Below are 19669 nucleotides of genomic sequence, written 5' to 3' on the forward strand. Positions count from 1 at the left end.
GTCTCTTGTCTTCGTATTACTTGCTTCAAGGAGTTTCTAATGTCTCAAGGCAAATCTGCTCTGGAAGCCCTGAAGGAAAAGTGGCAGATAATCAGCGCATTGGGTTATACGGGAAGCCTCATGACCTGGGATCAGGAAACTTACATGCCTCCTGCTGGAGCATCGCCCCGAGCGCGGGCATCAGCAATTGTAGGGCGACTTGCTCATGAAATGAGCACCTCTAAGGAATATGGAGACCTGCTTGATAGAGCTGAAAAAGAAGTGGAGGGAAAAGATCCCGAAGACCCTGACTTTCTCATGGTTAAAGTGGCTCGTAGGGACTTTGAGCGTAATGTTAAGGTGCCCCCTGATCTCGTGGCTCGCCTTCGTGAGGCCGAGGTCCATGGCGTCCAGGTATGGCAGGAGGCTAGGAAGAAGAATGATTTCGCAATGTTTGCACCCTATCTGCAAAGGATAGTTGATCTTGAGAAGGAGTTAGCCCAGTCCCTTGGCTACAAGGAACATCCTTATGATGCTCTCCTAGATGCATTTGAGCCTGAGATGACCACCTCAGAGGTAAGAGCATTATTCGACAACCTTCGAAGTCAACTGGTCCCTCTAGTCGCTGCCATCTCAGACAGACAATCTATGGTGGATGATGCAATCCTCGGTAGGCATGTTCCCTTCCAGCAGCAAATGTCATTGGCCCAGGACTTGGTTAAATTGCTTGGCTATGACCTTGATGCTGGGAGGATAGATATATCTGCCCATCCATTTACCCAGGGGCTAGCTTCCAGGGATGTGCGAATAACTGTAAGGGTTTACGAGAACAGAATGGATTCATGCCTGTACGCTGCTGCTCATGAATGCGGACATGCTGTCTATGAGCAGGGCATACCGGAGGAGTTTGAGGGTGCTCCTTTGCACTCCCCAGCTTCGTTAGGGGTGCATGAGTCACAATCCAGAATGTGGGAGAACGTAGTTTGTAGGGGAAAGGATTTCCTGTCATTCTACTATCCACGCATTCAGGAGATGCTCCCTGAGCAGTTTGGTGATGTTTCCTTCGAAGATTTCTATCGCGCTGTGAATAAATCAGTACCCTCTTTGATCAGAGTGGAGGCTGATGAGGTCACCTACAATCTCCATATAATGCTCAGGTTTGATCTGGAGCTGGGCCTGATAGAGGGCAGTATAGATGTAAATGACCTCCCTCGCCTGTGGAACACGAAGATGGAGGAGTACTTAGGTATTGTGCCCGATAGTGATGCTAATGGTGTATTGCAGGATATGCATTGGTCGAGCGGTCTTTTTGGTTACTTCCCAACGTATACGATAGGGAATGTAATGTCCTTACAGTTGTACTCCAAGGCGGTTGAGGATTATCCATCCATCCCTTCTGATCTGTCCAGCGGAGATATAGGCTCCTTGCTAAGATGGATGAGAGAACACATACATGTGCATGGGAGGAAATATGTCCCACAGGAATTGCTGGAGCGCGCTACGGGCAGCAGATTGGATGTGGGGCCCTATATCAGCTACTTGAGAAGTAAGTACGGGGAGATCTATGGTCTGTTAGAGGAGTAATGTGCAGGGGTATGTGACCTTCACATACCCCTTATCTTATACCTTTGCCTCGTTGGATTTCTTGTCATGATGAGTATTTATAAATTCCTGAGCCCGGGCTATAACCCTCCTCGCTTCTGGGAGTATTCGTGCTGGTAGTTCATTGAGGCTAAATAGGTCCCAAGCTTCTACTTCGGCAGAGGAGTATTTGGGAGGATGCAACAAATCTGCCAGGTAATACAGGGTCATATGTCCAGGCCAGTGCGGTGATACTTCTATATCTATGAGGCTAATGAGCTTAACTTCCGCACCGGATTCTTCCCGTAGCTCTCTAATAAGCCCTGCCTCCGGTGATTCACCGATATGGAGGTGTCCACCAGGAAGGGTCCACATGCCACCAGGGTGATATGTGTGCCTAAAGAGAAGGATTCTGTTTTCTGGGTCGAATGCGGCTACACAGACCCCTACGGTCATTTTTGAGGCCAACAACCAAGAAGCAATCTCCTGCAACCTAGAGGGCAGAAGCTTATAGACGTGAAGAAGCAATTTAATGATCATCCAGGCGATATTCCTAGGGCTTCACAACTACTTTTACGGATTTGTCTCCTCCTGAGGCTAGTGCTGCAAAAGACTCCGGGGCCTGACTAAGGGGTACAACTTTCTCTATTAATGGTTTGACATCTACTATGCCATCTTCTATGAGCTGGACAGCTTGTCTGTATTCATCGGGGGTGTATGCGTAGGACCCTTGAATCAGCCTTTCCTGGGGTACCAGTTCGTAAAGAGCTATGTCTACCTTTGGGGTAGCCAGTCCTATCAAGACTACTTTGCCGCCTCTCATGGTGGCCATCAGCGACTGGGTAATAGTTGCTCCTATTCCCACAGCATCCAGTGTTGCCTTAGCACCTAAGCCGCTCGTACTAGATAAAACCCTTTCAGCTGGATTGTCTTCAGGGGCAACGGAGATACCTCCTATCTTCTCTGCAACTTCCAACCTGTGTGAGAGCTTATCTGTTATGAACACTGTTTCGAGTCCATGAGCTTTACATACGAGTAATGCACAGAGCCCTATAGTGCCTGCTCCACATATAAGCGTAACATCGTTTTGTGACAAGCCGGATAGATGAAAACCTCTTAGTGCTACAGCCAGAGGTTCGGCCGTAGAAGCTTCTTCAAAGCTAACATGATCAGCTATAGGGACCAGATTACTTACTGGGACGGTTACATATTCTGAAAAAGCTCCAGATTCCGTGATGTTTACGCCAATTGTTAGGCGATTGGGACATATTTGCGGGTCTCCTCTCAAACAGTAAAAGCATTTACCGCAACCCCAAAGGGGATTTACTGCGACCCTCTGCCCAACAGCTACGTCTCTGGCTTCACCATTTACTTCGGTGACTGTTCCAGCAAACTCGTGACCCATTATCATGCCAGGTGTGCGCCTTCCAGACTCTCCTGTATAACCATGGATATCACTACCGCATATACCACATGCTTCAACTTTCACGAGCGCAAAACCCGGATCAGGTTTGGGAACATCCTTCTCTACGATCTCTAGACTATAAGGTCCTTGCCACACTAAAGCCTTCAAATCTTTTCTCCCTACAAGTTTTCTATGCCATCTACTCCAGCTTCCAGGCCAGTAGCATGTACATGAGATACTGCACCGGGCCAAGGTGTTATGTCGCCGTTTTCTTGGAATGACAACGGTCCTTCCGGTCCGAGAATCTCGATATCGGGGTTGGACTTGGCCTCTGTAAGCAAAGACTCAGATATGAGTATCTCTTCTAGATCTAGAGTACTATAGATTCTTGCAAGTCTGACGTGTTCGGCGTCTGGTCGGCCACAACACTGTATAGCCAAAGATATCGCGGACCTGTCATCCGGCATGACTATGGGTATCTGAACCCTCTGCATGCCGAAGATGCCCGATGTGATGGCGTTAGTATAAGTAACCTTGAAATCTATCTGCTCTAGTAGCTTCTGTGTGGTAACGTCCGCTAGCCCTATGCCCGAAGCATTGCCATGAGTTTCCTCGGTTAATCTAAGCACTACTATAACTGAGATGTCTGGATTGTGTGGTTCCGGCTCGCCATGGACCATAGTCCTTCCTATTACGTTGGTGTCCATACCGGTTCCACTAATATTCTTCCCCATATAATCCACTACCAGCACGTCCAGCTCTCGGAAGGGTATTCTCATCAGAAGATCGTAGGCTTCCTTCAGAAGCTCTTCTTCCCCAGGACCACCTATATCGCTAGGAAGCAACGCCTTTATCTTGGCTGGCTTGCCGGATGGCGACTCAACTATTGCTACACCTCCGAGTATTGGCTTGGATCTTACTGAGATCTGCGCGGCCTGGGATAGAAACTTGCGGAACCCATTAGCGCCATAAAGATGCATCGTCTCTGCCCCCACCTGCTTGCCCAGACCAATAACACACATCTTGGCCAACCCACTCTCGACGTTACCGTGGAAATCCGTATGCGGCTTGACCCGATTGACAAGTATGATCCCGTCAGCCTGAGAGGCGTAGAGGTCCATGTACACTGCTGGACCGCCTGGTACCTCCCCTACTTTTACCACCTCCATTGTGGCTCGGATAGGTGCTCCAACGTAGCTTTCTGTCACTCCCAGGTCCGCCAGCAATTGTCTCTGTCCCTCAGCCGTTGCCCCTCCATGGCTCCCCATTGCGGGAATGATGAAGGGTTCGCCACCAGCTTTCTTCACCTCGGCTACTACAGCCTTGATAACTTCGGGGAGGGAGATAATTCCCCTGCTACCCGCCGTTATCGCTATCCTGTCTCCGCTTTTGATGTTAGACAGGATGTTGCTTTCGCTAAGTTCGCGGGCAACTTCGCTTTGTATATCCTCCACGATAGGATATTCTCTCTTCTGTCTGACCCTATAGAGTACGGGCATAGGTATTTCGTTTACCAGCTCTGTGACATCTGAGGGTATATACATCCGAGTCCTCCCAAGGTATAGGTGCTTGTCTAACCTAGGCCTCCTGCCACAATCTTCTTACATTGTTGATTGATCTTTGAAGCCCTTCCAGTCCTTCAGTGCCATTGTACTCCACAGACAGCCAACTGCTGTATCCGTGTTGCTTGAGGATACCAAATATAGATCGATAATCTACAATCCCCTCTCCTGTGACGGCATGCAAATACTGATTAGGTGCCACTCGATCGCTGCAATGCACATGGATCACGTAGTCCACGACCTGCCTAAGAAGATTAACCGGATCCTCCCCTATCATGACCTGATTTGAACAGTCGAAATTGACCTTGATCGGTACGTCGTGGAGTCTGGAGAGTATCTCTAAGAATACCTCCGAGCGTTGCGAGAAATCAGGCTTCTCCCAGAAATAGTCCTTGTAGTGGTTTTCATAAGCTACCCACACATTCTTGCTAGTTGCGTATTCTACTGCTCTCTTTATGCCTTCTACCGCAAGCTTCACTCCCTGCTCATGACTAAGAGCATCATGTGCTTGTCCGGCCGTTATGCGGACACATGTTGCCCCTAATCTCGCTGCGATGTCTATATTATTGAACGTAGTGGCGAGTTCGGATTCTCGAATGTCAGGATTAGGATTGGTTAGGTCGGCTGCTCCTACTACCTGTGATACTTTTAGACCTCTATGCTCGAGCTGTTGTGCTATGTCATCTATGTATGCATCATCCCTGCTTCTTAGAGATCTGTCGTGAATCTCTGTGGCATCAAGCTCCAGTTCCTTGGCTATATCGAACCACTCTGATAGGTCCATGGTCTTCTCGAGTACCATGGCTTTGAAGTAGATCATTGGAACGGCGCTTAGTCCTCTGTAACTATGCTTTGTCTGCACTTCATTCTCCTTTGAAGAATTCAGGAGTATGCTTATAGCTTGCTTTATTTTGGGCAATTAGTGCAATATCTAATTCAAGCTTTATAAAGCATTTTCCAAGGGAGGAAGGTATGCATAGCCCTTTAGCTAATATCGCTCAAATACGCCCCGCGCGGTCAAAGAGGATCTCTAGCTACGATCGAACCGGCGGTAATGCTGACAGGATACAGATAGCTGCGGGTGAACGGGTAGATCTAGCCAGCATCGAGGGGGCAGGTGCTATAAAACACATCTGGTTTACCATAGCCAGCAGGGATCCGATGTATCGCAGAAACATCGTGCTACGCATGTACTGGGATGGTGAGGATAATCCAAGCGTCGAAAGCCCAGTGGGAGATTTCTTTGGTCAGGGCTGGGGCTTAGAGTACAACTTTGTATCCTTGCCACTGGCAGCATCTCCAAGGTCTGGCCGCGGACTGAACTGCTACTTCCCAATGCCTTTTGGCAATGGGGCCAGAATTGAGGTGGAGAATCAGAGTCCAACTCCGGTAGATGCGTTCTATTTTTACATAGACTACGAAGAATGGCCCGAAGTAGACGACTCTCTGGGTAGATTCCACGCATGGTGGAATCGGGAAATAACTGACCCGGACCCATCTGGTGAGAATGAGTGGAGTTGTCTAGCCCCAGAGCTCAAGCATCCATCCGACGAGGGCAATTACCTGATATTAGATGCAGAAGGTAGAGGGCATTATGTTGGCGTGAATTACTTTGTAGATTGCCCCAGCCCGATGTGGTATGGAGAAGGGGATGATATGTTTCTCATAGACGGTGAGCCTTGGCCTGGCACCCTGCATGGTACGGGCACTGAGGATTACTTCTGTACTTCCTGGTCTCCAGCCGAGGAATATCAGCATCCCTATTTCGGTTATGCGCACGTCGATCACAGCTTCGGGTGGTTGGGCAGGGCCCATGCATATAGATTCCATATAGAGGACCCTATTCACTTCCAGGAGTCAATTAGGGCCTCTATAGAACATGGACACGCCAACAACCTAACTCTTGATATATGCACTGTTGCCTATTGGTATCAGACAGAGCCTCACAAGCCCTTCCCACAGCTACCTCCCAGCGAGGCTAGACATCCTATGCCCGCCATATCAGTTACAGATGTTCACAGGTGGAGACATGCGTGGAGACAGTCAATGGGAGGGGGTAAACTTTGGGGGAACGAGCGTCCAAGCTAGCTACTCATGATGCATCGACTATGTGCTAACCCTGGCTGGTAAGCATGATAATTACTGTTAGGAGTATCAAGGTAGGAGCAGCCTGTACGAGGATATGGCCTAAGTGCTGCTCCTACCTTGCTTATGTTGCACACGTGGTGACGTTCATTCTCCTGAAAGTGAGCAAGTGCAGGGTTGTACATTTGGAAGTAGCATCCTGATCCTTGCTCGTAGATCAGGGAGATAGGATGACGTAGAATGTTGTCTCTTAGTTGTTCTTACTAGTTATGGGTTAGCATCAGAGGACTCTATGTATCCTATCCTTAGTGTGTATCCGGTTTTGGCATCGATTATCATATGCATAACTCCCGGTACAGGGGTTGCATCTACCGCACCTATACTGTGATATGGCTTGAACTTGCCTTTCATACGCAACACGTATACAGGGTGATCGTCTGGAGGGTCTGTAGGCTGAGGATGAAGACCTAGCAGCTTCAATGCTCCAGCAAACGTTGTTTCCCTTACATCTACTAGTGAAGGACTAGGCTCCCCCATAGATTGTGCAGTCTTTTTAGCCCATTCTATTAGTGCTTCTTGGGTAGTAGCTTTGGCCACCTGGGTCGGATCAGGAGTGGGAGGTATCCACTCGGGGCTGCTGGTGGATGCTGGGGGTGTCCTTGTGGGCTCGGCTGTGAGCTCTATTGAAGCCCCTAGCTGACCTGCCTGCTGTCTGGCGTCTTGAGTCCCTGAGGAAGTCACGATCGCGATGGCAGCTATCCCAGCCAGTACCAATGCTATTATCACTAACCCGTGCTCTGGCGTTCTTCCCATTTGAGCACCTCCGCATGCACCCTGTAGTAGATGAGTTGAGAACGTAGGAAGCCATATGGTGTTCTATAAGGTGTGGGAGTGGGATAGGGCTCAAGCCCCGTGAACCCGTACCCTATGCTCTGTCCAGTATTGACGTCTACGATGACGTACATTATCCCCCTGATCCTGGGGGGCAGTTTGCCTCCAGGAGCGCTGGTTGGCTGGAATTTTCCGCCCATCCGCACGAGGTACACGGGATAGGCTGCCAACGGCTGGGTGTGGTGCTCAGGAGGGAGCAGGCTCTCTAGGTTCATATCCTCGGGGGATTCTCCGATGAGGATAAGGGCCTGCCCTATTGTCGTCTGCTGCACATCCAGAAGCTCTGGGTCGGTCTCACCCATGAGCCAAGCCACATGTCGCGCACGCTCGACCAACTCTTCTCTGGAGGTCAGCTTCTCGACGACGGCAGTGGGAGGCAGCACATCCTGAGGCAGAGGAGTGGGTTGTTCTGCCGTGGGCAGGGTGGGCAGGACTGCCCGTAGCGAACCTGGAGATGGGTCCTGATCCTGCCGAGCCCAGGGGCTGAGCGTTGAGAGCAAGAGCATCCCCAAGATCGCGATGAGGATGGTGAAGGCTATTGCAGGGCTCTTCATTGATTTGACCCCTTACCTAGCACCAGGTGGTGCGGTTCATGTGATAACAGGCCGAATCACCACTCGGGTACAGGCCGATATGTGCTGGCGGCTCGTTCAGATTTGAGGGAATGCTAGGGTTCACTATCTGGTGAAGCTGGTTCTCATCATCTGTCCAGCACCAGCTATTGGTGTAGATAGGAGCAACATAGTTATAGTAAGAATCGCCATCGTTGCCATCATAGTACTTGCTCTCCAGTCCTAGATAGACACGATAGGCATTGGGTCTGTTGATGTGAGCCGTGTTCAAATGATAATTCGTACTATCGCCTTCGATCCTTAGCCCTATATCATAGCCGCCATCGGCATCTGCATTGGGGTTCCACTGGATCTTGTACCGATACATCGTGCCGTTGCTCTTGGGCAGAGGATAGGAAATGTACCACATCCTGAAAAATGGAGAGCTTCCTTCCTTTGCACTCCTTCCCCAATAGAAGTGATCATGGTGAGTGTAAGCGCTGTTTACATCATCCCAATCATAAGTCCGACCCAACTCGATCCAGTACAAGCCATCTGTGCCCTCTACGGAATCTGTAGCTAGCCACACCGCGCTATTGATGAAACTTAGCTGTTGATCTACGAAGTCGGCGAATAGAGGCTGCTCCTCGATCTAGGCTATGACTCCCCTGCCAGGATCTCCAGACGCACCAATGCTCTTGGTCCATTGTGCGGTAATCCGTACCCTCGGATCCATCTCTGTATCCTGCCAGGTATCGCAGCCTGTGTGGGCGAGGGCCTTGTGTGCTCTTTGGGGCCATAAGACTAGGACACAGACGAGCACCAGAAGAAGCGGTAACTTGAGTTTCATATGCACCACCTCATTCACCCTAGCCCTGTGGGGTGATAGAGTAAGCATACACCTGTGCTTCCTGCCTGTCAATAGCTCTATGCAAATGAATTCAGCAAATGGTGGCGAGCTCAGGAAACGCAAGTGCCCAGCAAGTGCTTAGAGTGCTTTAGGCGTGTGGCAACATTTGGATTCGAAGTATTTGCGTGCGACCTCTCGGAGTTCTTAGAGCTTATCCTGAAATCGGGATAACGAACAAATGAGGGCGGTATACAGAAGTTGAGGAACCAAGTCGTTGGGTGAGCAAAGAGTTCTGGGCTATAGTGAGGGTACTGGTGCCACCTGATTTGCCCAATCCTAGGGACAGCAGGCTCCGGATGATAGTGGATAGGAAGGACTTCGAGGCGATAGTGTTGCACCAGGCAATGGGTGGACCATTCCAGGGCATAAAGCAGCAGGTATCGAGAAGCATGACACAAGGCAGAGCGTGATGATGTACGGGAAGTAATTTTGCTGGCTATGGCAATGATGAGCGAATAGATGCAACCTTATGCACTAAAAGGTGAAGATATCGGCACCATATCCGAGAGCTTGGGAGAAAAGGGATCAAAAACTTACCTCACTTTAGTGCACCTAGATAGTATCTAGTTCACATCCGCTAAGGTAAGAGTTCAGGATAATCTATAGGGATATCTGCAATTCATCCAGTCGGCTTTCGCGACATATTATGGCAATGGTATCTCCCTCTGCGAGTACCTCTTCTGGTCCAGGAGTAGTGACGATCTCATCCGTCCGAATAATCACCAACACTGCAAATAAGGGATCGTGTATGCTCTTATAGAGCTGACTAAGTCTTTTACCTGTCCACTCCTTGGGTACCTGCAGCTTATATATTCCCGCATCTTCTCCCATGGAGATGTATTCTCCTACTCCAGGTACGCGGAGCTGATGTGCCAATTCTACGCCTAGCTGTACTTCTGGATATATCACGTGATGAGCACCTACTTTTCGCAGGATAACTCCATGTAGGTCAGTGGAAGCTCTTGCAACTACATATTTTGTGCCTGCTTCCACCAGCATGGCGGTGATTAGAATGCTTGCTTCTATATTCTCCCCTATAGCTACGACAGCTACATCGGCCTCGCTAAGACCTAGCTCGGATATCGTTCTTTCATCCAGGCTTTCTACCTGCACGGCGTGTGTTATTAGATCTCTCGCCTCCTGTATCCTGTTTTCGTCTTGATCAATGCCAAGCACATCATGTCCCCAGTCAGTTAAAGTCTTGGCTAAGGTTAGACCGAACCTGCCAAGCCCTATAACCACGAATTGTCTGGATGCCCTATCTCCTTTTGGCACTCTAACCCTCCGTTATCCTATTCGCACCGACTCAATCGGGAATCTGTACTTGCTTTGTGATCGATGAGACAATGATGTCGCTAGGGTTACTGGGCCAAGCCTTCCTACAAACATCGTGATGATCAGTAAAATTTGGCTTGGAGCTGATAGCTCTGGAGTGATGCCCGTAGATAATCCTACCGTACCGAATGCGGATGTAACCTCAAATAGTACTTTGATAAAGTCGTCTCTGAATCGTGCCCTCTCCAGCAGGCTGATGGTTAGCGCAATCGTAACTATAAGCAAGACTCCCAGAAGTGCTACCGTCAGTGCCTGCCCTACTTGCTCTTGCGGAACTCTCCTTCTCATTAGTTCCGTATCCCTACGACCAAGTATATTGCTCCAAGCAACTGCCAGGATAATCGCCATGGTAGTGATCTTGATTCCGCCTGCCATGGAACCTGGAGCACTACCTATGAACATAAGGCCGATTACAAAAAACAGCGTACGGTCGTCAGAGAGTCCGAAGTTCCATGTTGTGAAACCGGCTGTGCGTGCTGCAGATGAGTGGAAAAATGAGTTGAGCAGCTGCTCCCCTAACGGTCTATTGCCAAGAGTGTTTGGGTTCTTGCTTTCGATCAGCATTATAAACACAGTACCTAGAATGAGTAATGTTGGTATGCCGATAACTATGATCTTAGTGTCGAGCGTGAATTTCCTCCAACTCCTATGCCTCCACAAGTCCTCCGCTACCAGAAGGCTAGTGCCTCCAGCTATTATGAGCATTGCGATGGTTAGTAATACCAATGGATCGGACCTGTAACCTGCCAAGCTACGATAATCACCAAACAGATCAAAGCTGCCGTTGGTAAAAGCAGCCACCGAGTGGAATATGGACATCCATATGCCCCTGATCAAGCCAAACTCTGGAATAAATCTTATGAGGAGTAAAATCGCGCCTGCTAACTGCCCAACTAGCGCCAAGGTCACTGCCCTGGTAACGAAAGAGCTTTGTCCACCGAGGATAAGGGTAGTCCCAGTTTGCCTGACTATCTCTCTTTCCTGAAATCCCAGTCTACCCTTACCCAGAAGTACCAGTGCTGTTGCCCCTACTACAAACCCTAAGCCTCCAACCTCCATCAACAGAAGTATTACTAACTGGCCAAACGGGGACCAATATGTGCCGGTATCAACCACCACCAGGCCGGTCACACATACGGCTGATGTCGATGTAAATAGAGCTACTAGGGGGCTCGTCCAGCCATGATTTGAGCTTACCGGAAGCATTAATAGGAGGGTACCTAGGGTTATAACTGCTAGAAATCCTATTACCAGTCTCTGTGCTGGGAGCAGAGGCCGCTCCGTCAGGCTCTTATCATTCCCTGTAAGCAGCTTGATATGAGAAGATATAGTTCTGGCTCTCTTGACCCTTATGGGTAATTACTCCCTGAGGTATGAAGTTATAATCTAGGATAATTGTAAAGAGTTATATACTCAAGCTGCTGAGAATTAGGTACTCAAAGTGAATGAGTCTGAGAAAAGTAAGATCATATATACCATAGGACATTCCTCTCGGAGTCTTCAGGACTTCATAAGGCTCCTGCAAGTATACGAAGTGAGATTGCTGTGTGATGTGAGGGTGGCGCCGGGTTCAAGAAAGTTTCCTCAATATAATAAAGATCATCTGTCTAACGCCTTGCGAGAAGTAGGCATACAATACGTTCACTTACGGGATCTAGGCGGCTTTCGTAAACCGAGTGAAGCATCCCCCAATACTGGTTGGCTCAATGATTCGTTTCGAGGATATGCCGATTACATGATGACGGATCAGTTCAGGCAAGCTCTTGACTACCTAATAAGTATGGCAGAGGAATGGACTACGGCTATTATGTGTTCGGAAGCACTGTACTGGCGCTGCCACCGCAAGCTTATCTCAGATGCTCTAACTGTAAAAGGTTTCAAGGTGAGGCATATATTGAGTGAGGGAGACGCTCCTATGCATACTCTTACCGAATTTGCCCATGTGCAGGGTGATCTTCTTATATATGAGAAGGTCGAGCATCCGAAGTTACCTGGCTTGTAGGTTGGAGAGAAACATTACAAAGCTTTGCGATTAGCCTTGGCCTGAGCAAGTGGCTTAGCTGCTTTTTCCAACTTGGGTTGTAGGATTTTTCTTTCATCTGCTACTGATCTGTTGATTTGTTGTAACCTATGTATCCCCTGAATAAGATCTTGTTCCAGTTTTATTCGCTCTCTGTTAAGCTTACGGTCAATTTCGGACGCGATATCTGAATTAGCCTTTCTTTGGTACCTAAACTGCTTTTCTGCATCCTTTCAAAACCTTGGCCGAGCGTATGTGACACGCAGATATCACCTTGACACTGCAGCCTACTCCCATATGCTGCCCATGATGCAGAGGACATCCGCCAAGAGGTTGGACAGGCTGTTGTTTGCGGACAGTAGCTAGCAGAAGTGGCTTCCAAAGTGGTTCCCACAGTCCTTACAGGAGGGGTTGCTTGCAGGGGCTGTGCTTGTAACTCCAGGTATTTTCTAGTTTTTCTTGGGGTGGCTGATGGGACTCGAACCCACGACCTTCTGTTCCACAGACAGACGCTCTAACCAACTGAGCTACAGCCACCAAATGCTCTAGAAAAGTCTAGCGTTAAGGATTTGGCTAAGTCAACTGCCATCCTAGTGAATCGATAACTTGAAACGCTCACTAGGTAGATCTCCTGCTCCAGGACCAGTAGGCTATCACAGCTCCCACTATTGCCGTTATTATGCCCGCAAATATCCAGAATGTTTGCCCTGTCATGGGACTACTGCTTTGAATTATTCCAGCTCCTTGCAACGCCCATATAACGCCCGCTATAAGTAGGATTATTCCGAACACTGTGCCAGCTGTTCTCATATGGCTATACCTCTACGCGCTTATTCTCGGTGCTCCGATCTGGATTCTCAGATCTTCTACCTCTTTCTTGATCTCGGAGAGTACGTCCCTTGCTTTCGACATCTTTTGATACTCCGATCGCACGAAACGTGTATACGGAGCGATAGCTTCTCTGATGCGCTCTATCGACCTTTGTAACTCTAATCCGAACTGCCTGGTGAGCACCTCTATCAGCTTTTGGCGCAGTTCCTCCGTCCGGCTTCTAAATTCATTACGAGCCTTGCGTCTTTTATTGGGGATAACGAATAGTCCAAGTACTGCTATTGTGCTGGCTGCTAAAAGTCCAGTGACATCTACAGCAGTAGCTGTGGCTAACATAGCCACTAGTGTTCCCAACCCTACTGCACCCACTTCCATTGCCACAGTTTGTGCTACTGCGGACTGAATGGATAGGGCTAACTTGCTGGCTTCATATTCTCTGTCGTAGCTTTGGACCACCTTGTTAGCATCTTGGGCTATAGATTGCAGTAGTTGGTTACGGTTGTACTCGAAGTTACCGCCTATCTCACCGATGAGGTTGTGATCATAGGTCGCTTGCCTTCTCCGATTGACGTAATCTACTATGGACTTCCACTGTCTTAGATCACGATCAACCATCCAGTCGACCAGCTCCTGGATATGGCGGTCGATAACTTCTGTGGTATCTCCTACTACCTCCTTTTGGAATCTCTGCTGCACCTCGTTTTTCTTCACCAGCTCAAAGAACCTTCCTATCCTGATGTTCTCCTCGAACCACTTATCGCCCCTTTCGTTCAGCTGGTGTATCAGGTTCTCTATCTCGGCTCTTCGGCTACTGAAGTCTCTCTGCATGTCCTCTTTGTAGATCTCCAGCTGGGCATCTATGTTCTCAGTCATCCTGAAGTCGTCTTCAAGCAAAGACATTCTCTCGTTGATTCCTAGAGTGTATCTGGATACCAGCTGATCAGCTACCCCCAGAGGGCTCTCTAGCTTTAGCCTTATCCTGTTGCTTTCTTCTAGTATGCCTAATATGTATTCTTCTAGCTCCTCGAAACCGCTGGCTTTATATAAAGCATCCCTTTCGATCTGGCTGTCAGCTACCTTGGCTCGTCTAGCAAGCTTGGACGATACCAGGAAGATTGGTGGGGTTATACCCAGTAGGGATTGCATGTTGCTCTGTATGAATTCCTTGATGTTCTCTGCATCTTCCTTCGTACTAAGAAGATCCGTCTTGTTGACGATTACTATGAGCTTCTTTCCCCACTCCTTGATGATCTCCAGATACTCTCTTTCGCTCTCGGTAAAAGGTCTATCAACAGAGGTTACAAACAGTACCAGATCAGATCTGGGTACAAAACCCTTAGATAGCTCCTCATGATGCCTGATAATAGCATTAGTCCCTGGTGTATCTACTATGGCAACTTCCCTCAAAAGATCGATGGGTTGACCTCTCTCGAGTACACCGTCTCCACGCACTCTTTCGTAGTTTTCGTGAGCCCATCTCAGCAAGGTGATCCTGTCGGTGGTGGGGGTGACGCCCTCAGGCTCTATATCTCGACCAAGTAACGAGTTGATGAAGGCGGATTTGCCGGAGTTGAACTCACCAACTATAACCAGTAGAAAGAGTTCTTCAAGATCACCTAGCGTCTGTTCGACTAATTCTATGTCGTTTCTAGGAGCATCAAAAGATCTAAGGAACTCCAGCAGTTCTGAAAATAGCTGGCGCTCCCTTCTAAGAAGCTCATTTTGCTCTTCGTTAAGTACAGTATGCTTAGTATTTGTCATTAGCGGATTATAACAGAGTAAATAGCCACAATAGAATTTGACGTCTGGACTCGTGATTTGTAATAATAAGCTCGTCACGAGGAACCGTGGTGTAGTGGCCTAACATACGTCCCTGTCAAGGACGTGATCGCGGGTTCGAATCCCGTCGGTTCCGCTATAATTGCCATAGCACCAAGTGCTATGGCAATTATATATTTTTAGGACATGGCACTTCGTATGTATGATATACTCACGACATGATCGCCTCACCTTCTGGTTCGTGTTACTTTCTCTTTGGATCAGGTTACAGCAACACATTTGATAGCTGGTCTCTCGAAGGGCTATGCCCTCAATCTGGTAATCTCTTTCTGGATACTGCTACTGCCCGTGAAGAACATGACCCTTATCCTCTTGGTGGATATTATGGTCATAATTACTACAACGGGGGTAGATACCTAGTTGGTGAGGCCGTTAGCCCGATCCTAAATGTTGACGGCGCCCAACAAGCTATAGTTTCTTGGAACATCGAGACTCCAGCAGGGACCTGGATTGAGGTCTTACTCAAAGTACGATTGAATGAGCAATGGATGCATCCAGTCAGCATGGGGGTGTGGTCTTCGGATATAGCGTTCGCAAGCCACTCAGTGCCCTTTGAGGATCAATATCTCAGAGTGGATACCGACGTACTGAAACTAAAGACGCCTTATAAAGCTGATGCCCTGCAGATAATTGTGCGCTTATTCTCGACAGGTACTGATTCTCCCTGTCTCAAGTCAGTAATGCTGACTCTCTCCGGTAGTAGTTCTTTCTCAGGTTATACTTCTGCCAGTCGCACCTGTGTTGAGAGGGTGCTAGATGTACCTCTATGCTCCCAGATGGTCTACCCTAATGGAGGGAATGTCTGGTGCAGCCCGACCTGCATCGCTATGCTGCTCGGATACTGGGGAATAGGAGGACAGAATTGTAGTGATCGAGTTAGGGATGCAGTGCAGGGCGTTTTTGACTGGATGTATGGAGGTTACGGGAATTGGTCTTTCAACGTCGCCTATGCAGCTTCCAAAGGGTTGGAGGCATATTTGGTACGTATGAGATCTTTAGCAGATGCAGAAAGATGGATAGATATAGGTGTACCCTTGGCTATTAGCTACGCCTGGGGGAAGGGGGAGCTGACTGGAGCGCCGATAGAATCAAGCGATGGTCATATAGTGGTGCTGGCTGGCTTTGATTCTAATGGAGATCCAGTAATAAATGATCCTGCAGCTTCTTCAGATGAAGCAGTTCGTAGAACCTACAAACGGGATGAAGTAGAAGGGCTATGGCTAGGGCACTCTTATGGAACAACCTACGTTATATTCCCTAGTGATCATAGGCTAGCAAGGAGGCTAATCGAGGAAGCTAGTCATATGCGCAGTTAGCTTTTGCTCGCACTTATTAGACAAAAGTACTATTGTAGTTGCGTCAATTATATGACATAATTTTGTTAGTGCTTTTGAGGAGCTTCGGAGTGCACCTGGAGGATAATTACTTCGCGGGAAATGAGATAGTAAGAATTGGCTCAGATAAGCTGGCCAGCATTCGTCCTGTTTCCGCAGACTCACTCCAGATTGACGAACAAGACGACCTTAATCCTTGGATATCGCGTGATGAGAATCTCAGGCTATTGTCTGACGTAGTGGGCATAGATCTCGCCTCTAGAGAGGTCAACCTTCACGTAGGCGAGTATTTGATAGATGTTTTGGCTGTAGACAGAGATTCGGGCAACATCGTTCTGATAGAGAATCAGATTGCGACCTCGGATGATACCCACTTAGGAAAACTGATGACCTGCGCTGCTTTGCTTGGTAGCAGGGTGCTGATATGGGTTTGCACTGAGCTGAAGGATCAACATAAGAAAACTCTTGATTTCCTAAATGGATCTTCCCCTGATCTAATGATATTCGGAGTGGAGATGCAGTTCCTGCGTATAGGTGATAGCCTGCCTGCACCTGTTTTCAGGTTGACGGTCAAGCCAAGCTCGAAGACAGGATATAGCCTCAGGTCTCATCGTCTAGTAATCGAGGAGGAGCAAGATCAAGGATTGCTTCCTGCCAGAGATCGCCCTGCCCTCGCACAGCGAGAACGATATGATCATTCTTCTGAGTCAGAGCACACATACGAAGAATCAAATCAGTATGAACAGTTGGATTATCAGGGCTTCTGGATGGAGTTCAATGAGTATTGCAGGCAGAGGGGAGTACCCTTTACGCTACAGGATACGCGTACTCGAGAATATTCTATCCCATTGGATCGGGATGGCTTTGAGATATGCTTGATTGCCAGTCCATCTAGAGGTCGTTGTATCTGTGAGCTACGGATAAAGAAGGAAGATGCTTGGAAAACCTTCCAGCTACTTCAGCAGGACAAGGGCTTGATAGAACGTATAGCTGGTGCTTTGGAGTGGAACCTTGCCTCGGGAGGGACCGAAGCCAGAATATCGATCGAGACAAAAGACGTCCAACTTGAAGAGAGAGATAGATGGATAGAGGCTCATGCATGGCTCAGGCACCATTCCGAGGTGTTCTATAAGATCTTTGCTCCCAGAGTCAAGATGCTAGCTTTTCTTGAACAAAAGATGAACCAGCCACCCGACTCGGCAACTGGTTCATCTCAAGATGATATGCAGGAAGAAGCTTCCTACTGAGTCCAGCATACCCTTTGCTGGACCTTAGCTAGTTATTCTTTTACCTCTTTCAGCTCAGATATAAAGTTGGTAACTAGCTTGCGTACCTCGGGTGGGAGATCTGACCATATGTTATCTAGAGTTTCAATTGCCATCTGCAGATCTGCTGGTCTGTTTTCCTTAGGTGGCTCCTGGTGCCCTGCTATCACCATCAAGTACTGGAATGGTAGACCAAGAGCCTCAGCATACCTCTTCAGAGTAGATGGTTCTGGGATACTACGCCCGAGCACGTGCTGCCCAACAGCAGCGGGCGAGATGCCGGCAGCCTCTGCCAGCACTCTGTAGGACCAGTGCCTCCTCTGAAGTTCCCTCCGAATGACCTCACTGATGGTTTCTTTTTGTTCTACTTGATTCGCCATGATTGCCTATGCCTCCCCGCTTTACTTTGTTTTTACTGTATTCTCTATAGCTTTATAGTGTAGTTCAAACATCCCCAATCAAGTTGAACACACTAGTGTAAATTACAGTATATACAAAGCTAATATAGAAAGTCTAATTCTAATCTGTAGATTTTTTATCGTAAGTGCTATATTTGCCACCAGATTATCTCACATACAAGTAACACGCGTAAATTCTGATGGCATATTTATTACGCATTATTTATACAGAAATGTTCCCAAGAGGATAGGACAAAATTCTCTAAAATTGGCTAACTAAGTGCTATCGTAATCACTGAACTTTCGTTGGTGAATCAATGGAAGACTTCTCTCTCAGCCCTAGCTGATAACATAGCTCTCTTAGAAATCCTCCAGCATCGATTACTAGACCAGCTGTTTGGAGGCTACCTCTATCCAATAGTTTCGTAACTACCGATGGGTTTATATCGACACAGACAGTAAGTACGTTGGCGGGAAGCAGATTACCTACGGCTATGGAGTGCAAAGTGGTACCTATCAGCAGCGCCAAATCCACTCCTGCTTGAATATGCCTCCTCATAGCTCGCTGTGCTTCGATTACATCGGTAATGACATCTGGAATAGGTCCATCATCACGGATTGATCCAGCCAGTACGTAAGGCACATTGTTTACTATGCATTCGTACATGATGCCTTGTTTGAGCACTCCTGCTTCGACTGCCTGTCTTATACCACCATAGTATCTGATCTTATTTATGGCTCTTATGTGGTGCTCGTGCCCATGTTCGTAGGTTGCACCTTCGCTATTGGCATCAAGAGAAACTCCTAGACTGGTGTTAAAGAATGCGGATTCTATATCATGGGCTGCCAATGCGTTCCCTGCAAACAATAGATGTACGAAACCATGTCTGATCAGAGCAGCCAACTGAGGTCCTGCTCCCGTATGCACGATTGCTGGCCCACCCACCACTAGCGTTGTACCACCTGAATCTCGGATTTCTCTCATCCTCTGTGCTATCTCGGCTATAGCCGCGGCCTTAGGACGCTCAGTGCTTACAGCACTGCTCATGAAGCTAAAGACGTGCCCTTGTGAAGCTCGGGACGGTGAACCAAGGAGTGCGGGGCTTCTTGGACGTTCTATAGGGGAAACTTTGATGCCTTGATGTCCTACGACTATAGGGGTTCCTTTCCGCACGTCGGACATTGGCACAGTGTAGGCGCCTATTGGCTTGCCCTCTTCGTTTAGCCTTATCGCTATAGCCACATCCATCTCGATGTTCTCGACTGGAAACCATTTCCCGTCTATCCTGACTTCAGTAGGCATATTGGTAGTCGAGTAGAAATCTTCGGGCAAGACACCGTCTTTGGGAGCAGGCTCGGTACGGGCATCTACCTCTTCGCTCTCCAGTAGCTGAGCTCCGAGTTTGGTAACAGCCTCCATTAGTTCGTCTAGGGTTTCTGGAGTAGGGGCATAAAGTATCAGTCTTGCGTAGCTGGGATCATATTTATGTTTACCTACTTCAAACTGCTCTATATAGAACTCAGCGTTATAGTCCATCACCAGATCCATGACCTGGGACAGGATGTGTGAGTCTATTATGTGTCCTCTGAGCTCTATGGTTTTATAGAATGGCAGAGAGCTTCGACCGTTATTTTGCCCTTGCATGCTTCCTCCAATTAGTTGAGGCGACTTATGTGTTAAAT

At 48.2% G+C, this 19669-nt stretch carries 19 protein-coding genes and 2 tRNA genes; 7 read left to right on the forward strand and 14 right to left on the reverse strand.

Annotated features, from left to right (window positions below):
* Positions 1 to 39: 39 nt before the first annotated feature.
* A complete protein-coding gene (locus tag TTER_RS03065) occupies positions 40 to 1563 on the forward strand; it encodes a carboxypeptidase M32 (RefSeq protein WP_012874570.1) in 1524 nt (507 codons plus the stop codon).
* Positions 1564 to 1599: 36 nt separating this feature from the next.
* Here TTER_RS03065 and TTER_RS14575 read toward each other — a convergent pair whose 3' ends face one another.
* The 4 genes from TTER_RS14575 to TTER_RS03085 all read right to left on the reverse strand — a co-directional run bounded on the left by TTER_RS14575 (position 1600) and on the right by TTER_RS03085 (position 5389).
* The gene (locus tag TTER_RS14575) at positions 1600 to 2028 is read right to left on the reverse strand and encodes an NUDIX hydrolase (protein ID WP_169302609.1); all 429 of its coding nucleotides are present in this window, start codon (positions 2026 to 2028) and stop codon (positions 1600 to 1602) included.
* 85 nt (positions 2029 to 2113) lie between these two features.
* Positions 2114 to 3133 carry a galactitol-1-phosphate 5-dehydrogenase gene (locus TTER_RS03075; protein ID WP_012874572.1) on the reverse strand — a complete coding sequence of 340 codons (1020 nt, stop codon included), beginning with the start codon at positions 3131 to 3133 and terminating at the stop codon, positions 2114 to 2116.
* Between the two features lie 11 nt (positions 3134 to 3144).
* Positions 3145 to 4509, reverse strand: coding sequence for a nickel pincer cofactor-dependent isomerase, group 22 (locus tag TTER_RS03080; RefSeq protein WP_012874573.1), 1365 nt, complete (start codon positions 4507 to 4509; stop codon positions 3145 to 3147).
* A 34-nt stretch (positions 4510 to 4543) separates the two neighbouring features.
* Positions 4544 to 5389 (reverse strand): sugar phosphate isomerase/epimerase family protein, encoded by an 846-nt coding sequence (locus tag TTER_RS03085; protein ID WP_012874574.1) that lies wholly within the window; start codon positions 5387 to 5389, stop codon positions 4544 to 4546.
* Between the two features lie 110 nt (positions 5390 to 5499).
* Between TTER_RS03085 and TTER_RS03090 the strand changes: the two genes are divergently transcribed.
* Positions 5500 to 6615, forward strand: coding sequence for a glycoside hydrolase family 172 protein (locus tag TTER_RS03090; RefSeq protein WP_012874575.1), 1116 nt, complete (start codon positions 5500 to 5502; stop codon positions 6613 to 6615).
* A gap of 264 nt (positions 6616 to 6879) precedes the next feature.
* Here TTER_RS03090 and TTER_RS03095 read toward each other — a convergent pair whose 3' ends face one another.
* The 3 genes from TTER_RS03095 to TTER_RS03105 are packed head-to-tail and all read right to left on the reverse strand — an operon-like array spanning position 6880 to position 8604.
* Complete coding sequence (locus TTER_RS03095; RefSeq protein ID WP_012874576.1) at positions 6880 to 7425, reverse strand: hypothetical protein; 546 nt, start codon at positions 7423 to 7425, stop codon at positions 6880 to 6882.
* Positions 7398 to 8057, reverse strand: coding sequence for a hypothetical protein (locus TTER_RS03100; protein WP_012874577.1), 660 nt, complete (start codon positions 8055 to 8057; stop codon positions 7398 to 7400). Before TTER_RS03100 ends, TTER_RS03095 begins: the two co-directional genes overlap by 28 nt.
* A 16-nt stretch (positions 8058 to 8073) precedes the next feature.
* Positions 8074 to 8604 (reverse strand): hypothetical protein, encoded by a 531-nt coding sequence (locus TTER_RS03105; RefSeq protein WP_041424329.1) that lies wholly within the window; start codon positions 8602 to 8604, stop codon positions 8074 to 8076.
* Between the two features lie 578 nt (positions 8605 to 9182).
* Here TTER_RS03105 and TTER_RS03115 point away from each other — a divergent pair.
* Positions 9183 to 9374: a hypothetical protein gene (locus tag TTER_RS03115; protein ID WP_041424330.1), complete on the forward strand. Its 192-nt coding sequence runs from the start codon at positions 9183 to 9185 to the stop codon at positions 9372 to 9374.
* 190 nt (positions 9375 to 9564) lie between these two features.
* Here TTER_RS03115 and TTER_RS03120 read toward each other — a convergent pair whose 3' ends face one another.
* The gene (locus tag TTER_RS03120; protein WP_012874580.1) at positions 9565 to 10239 is read right to left on the reverse strand and encodes a potassium channel family protein; all 675 of its coding nucleotides are present in this window, start codon (positions 10237 to 10239) and stop codon (positions 9565 to 9567) included.
* A gap of 12 nt (positions 10240 to 10251) precedes the next feature.
* The gene (locus TTER_RS03125; RefSeq protein WP_338131989.1) at positions 10252 to 11652 is read right to left on the reverse strand and encodes a TrkH family potassium uptake protein; all 1401 of its coding nucleotides are present in this window, start codon (positions 11650 to 11652) and stop codon (positions 10252 to 10254) included.
* A gap of 88 nt (positions 11653 to 11740) precedes the next feature.
* Between TTER_RS03125 and TTER_RS03130 the strand changes: the two genes are divergently transcribed.
* On the forward strand, positions 11741 to 12301 hold the full coding sequence (locus tag TTER_RS03130; RefSeq protein WP_012874582.1) for a DUF488 domain-containing protein: 561 nt from the start codon (positions 11741 to 11743) through the stop codon (positions 12299 to 12301).
* A 478-nt stretch (positions 12302 to 12779) separates the two neighbouring features.
* Here the strand turns inward: TTER_RS03130 and TTER_RS03135 are convergent.
* The 3 genes from TTER_RS03135 to TTER_RS03145 form a co-directional block, all read right to left on the reverse strand.
* Positions 12780 to 12856, reverse strand: a tRNA-His gene (locus TTER_RS03135).
* An 81-nt stretch (positions 12857 to 12937) separates the two neighbouring features.
* Complete coding sequence (locus tag TTER_RS03140; protein ID WP_012874583.1) at positions 12938 to 13129, reverse strand: hypothetical protein; 192 nt, start codon at positions 13127 to 13129, stop codon at positions 12938 to 12940.
* 12 nt (positions 13130 to 13141) lie between these two features.
* Positions 13142 to 14911, reverse strand: coding sequence for a dynamin family protein (locus TTER_RS03145; RefSeq protein WP_012874584.1), 1770 nt, complete (start codon positions 14909 to 14911; stop codon positions 13142 to 13144).
* Between the two features lie 80 nt (positions 14912 to 14991).
* On the opposite strand from TTER_RS03145, the gene TTER_RS03150 reads away from it, so the two are divergent.
* The 3 genes from TTER_RS03150 (at position 14992) to TTER_RS03160 (ending at position 17570) form a co-directional block, all read left to right on the forward strand.
* A tRNA-Asp gene (locus TTER_RS03150) sits at positions 14992 to 15065 on the forward strand.
* Between the two features lie 82 nt (positions 15066 to 15147).
* Entirely contained in the window at positions 15148 to 16305 is a 1158-nt protein-coding gene (locus TTER_RS03155; RefSeq protein WP_012874585.1) for a C39 family peptidase, read from the forward strand.
* An 89-nt stretch (positions 16306 to 16394) separates the two neighbouring features.
* Complete coding sequence (locus TTER_RS03160) at positions 16395 to 17570, forward strand: DUF4268 domain-containing protein (RefSeq protein ID WP_012874586.1); 1176 nt, start codon at positions 16395 to 16397, stop codon at positions 17568 to 17570.
* Between the two features lie 32 nt (positions 17571 to 17602).
* Here the strand turns inward: TTER_RS03160 and TTER_RS03165 are convergent, their stop codons facing one another.
* The gene (locus tag TTER_RS03165) at positions 17603 to 17968 is read right to left on the reverse strand and encodes a helix-turn-helix domain-containing protein (protein ID WP_012874587.1); all 366 of its coding nucleotides are present in this window, start codon (positions 17966 to 17968) and stop codon (positions 17603 to 17605) included.
* Positions 17969 to 18278: 310 nt separating this feature from the next.
* A complete protein-coding gene (locus TTER_RS03170) occupies positions 18279 to 19631 on the reverse strand; it encodes an ornithine cyclodeaminase, nickel-pincer nucleotide-dependent (protein ID WP_012874588.1) in 1353 nt (450 codons plus the stop codon).
* Positions 19632 to 19669 lie beyond the last annotated feature (38 nt).

The sequence above is a fragment of the Thermobaculum terrenum ATCC BAA-798 genome (assembly GCF_000025005.1).
GTDB classification, from domain to species: domain Bacteria; phylum Chloroflexota; class Chloroflexia; order Thermobaculales; family Thermobaculaceae; genus Thermobaculum; species Thermobaculum terrenum.

Excerpts from the sequence above, each read along its gene's own strand:
- TTER_RS03065 (WP_012874570.1), top strand. The coding sequence starts at position 40 with ATGTCTCAAGGCAAATCTGCTCTGGAAGCCCTGAAGGAAAAGTGGCAG.
- TTER_RS03080 (WP_012874573.1), bottom strand. The coding sequence starts at position 4,509 with ATGTATATACCCTCAGATGTCACAGAGCTGGTAAACGAAATACCTATG.
- TTER_RS03090 (WP_012874575.1), top strand. The coding sequence starts at position 5,500 with ATGCATAGCCCTTTAGCTAATATCGCTCAAATACGCCCCGCGCGGTCA.
- TTER_RS03095 (WP_012874576.1), bottom strand. The coding sequence starts at position 7,425 with ATGGGAAGAACGCCAGAGCACGGGTTAGTGATAATAGCATTGGTACTG.
- TTER_RS03100 (WP_012874577.1), bottom strand. The coding sequence starts at position 8,057 with ATGAAGAGCCCTGCAATAGCCTTCACCATCCTCATCGCGATCTTGGGG.
- TTER_RS03140 (WP_012874583.1), bottom strand. The coding sequence starts at position 13,129 with ATGAGAACAGCTGGCACAGTGTTCGGAATAATCCTACTTATAGCGGGC.
- TTER_RS03145 (WP_012874584.1), bottom strand. The coding sequence starts at position 14,911 with ATGACAAATACTAAGCATACTGTACTTAACGAAGAGCAAAATGAGCTT.
- TTER_RS03155 (WP_012874585.1), top strand. The coding sequence starts at position 15,148 with ATGATCGCCTCACCTTCTGGTTCGTGTTACTTTCTCTTTGGATCAGGT.
- TTER_RS03165 (WP_012874587.1), bottom strand. The coding sequence starts at position 17,968 with ATGGCGAATCAAGTAGAACAAAAAGAAACCATCAGTGAGGTCATTCGG.
- TTER_RS03170 (WP_012874588.1), bottom strand. The coding sequence starts at position 19,631 with ATGCAAGGGCAAAATAACGGTCGAAGCTCTCTGCCATTCTATAAAACC.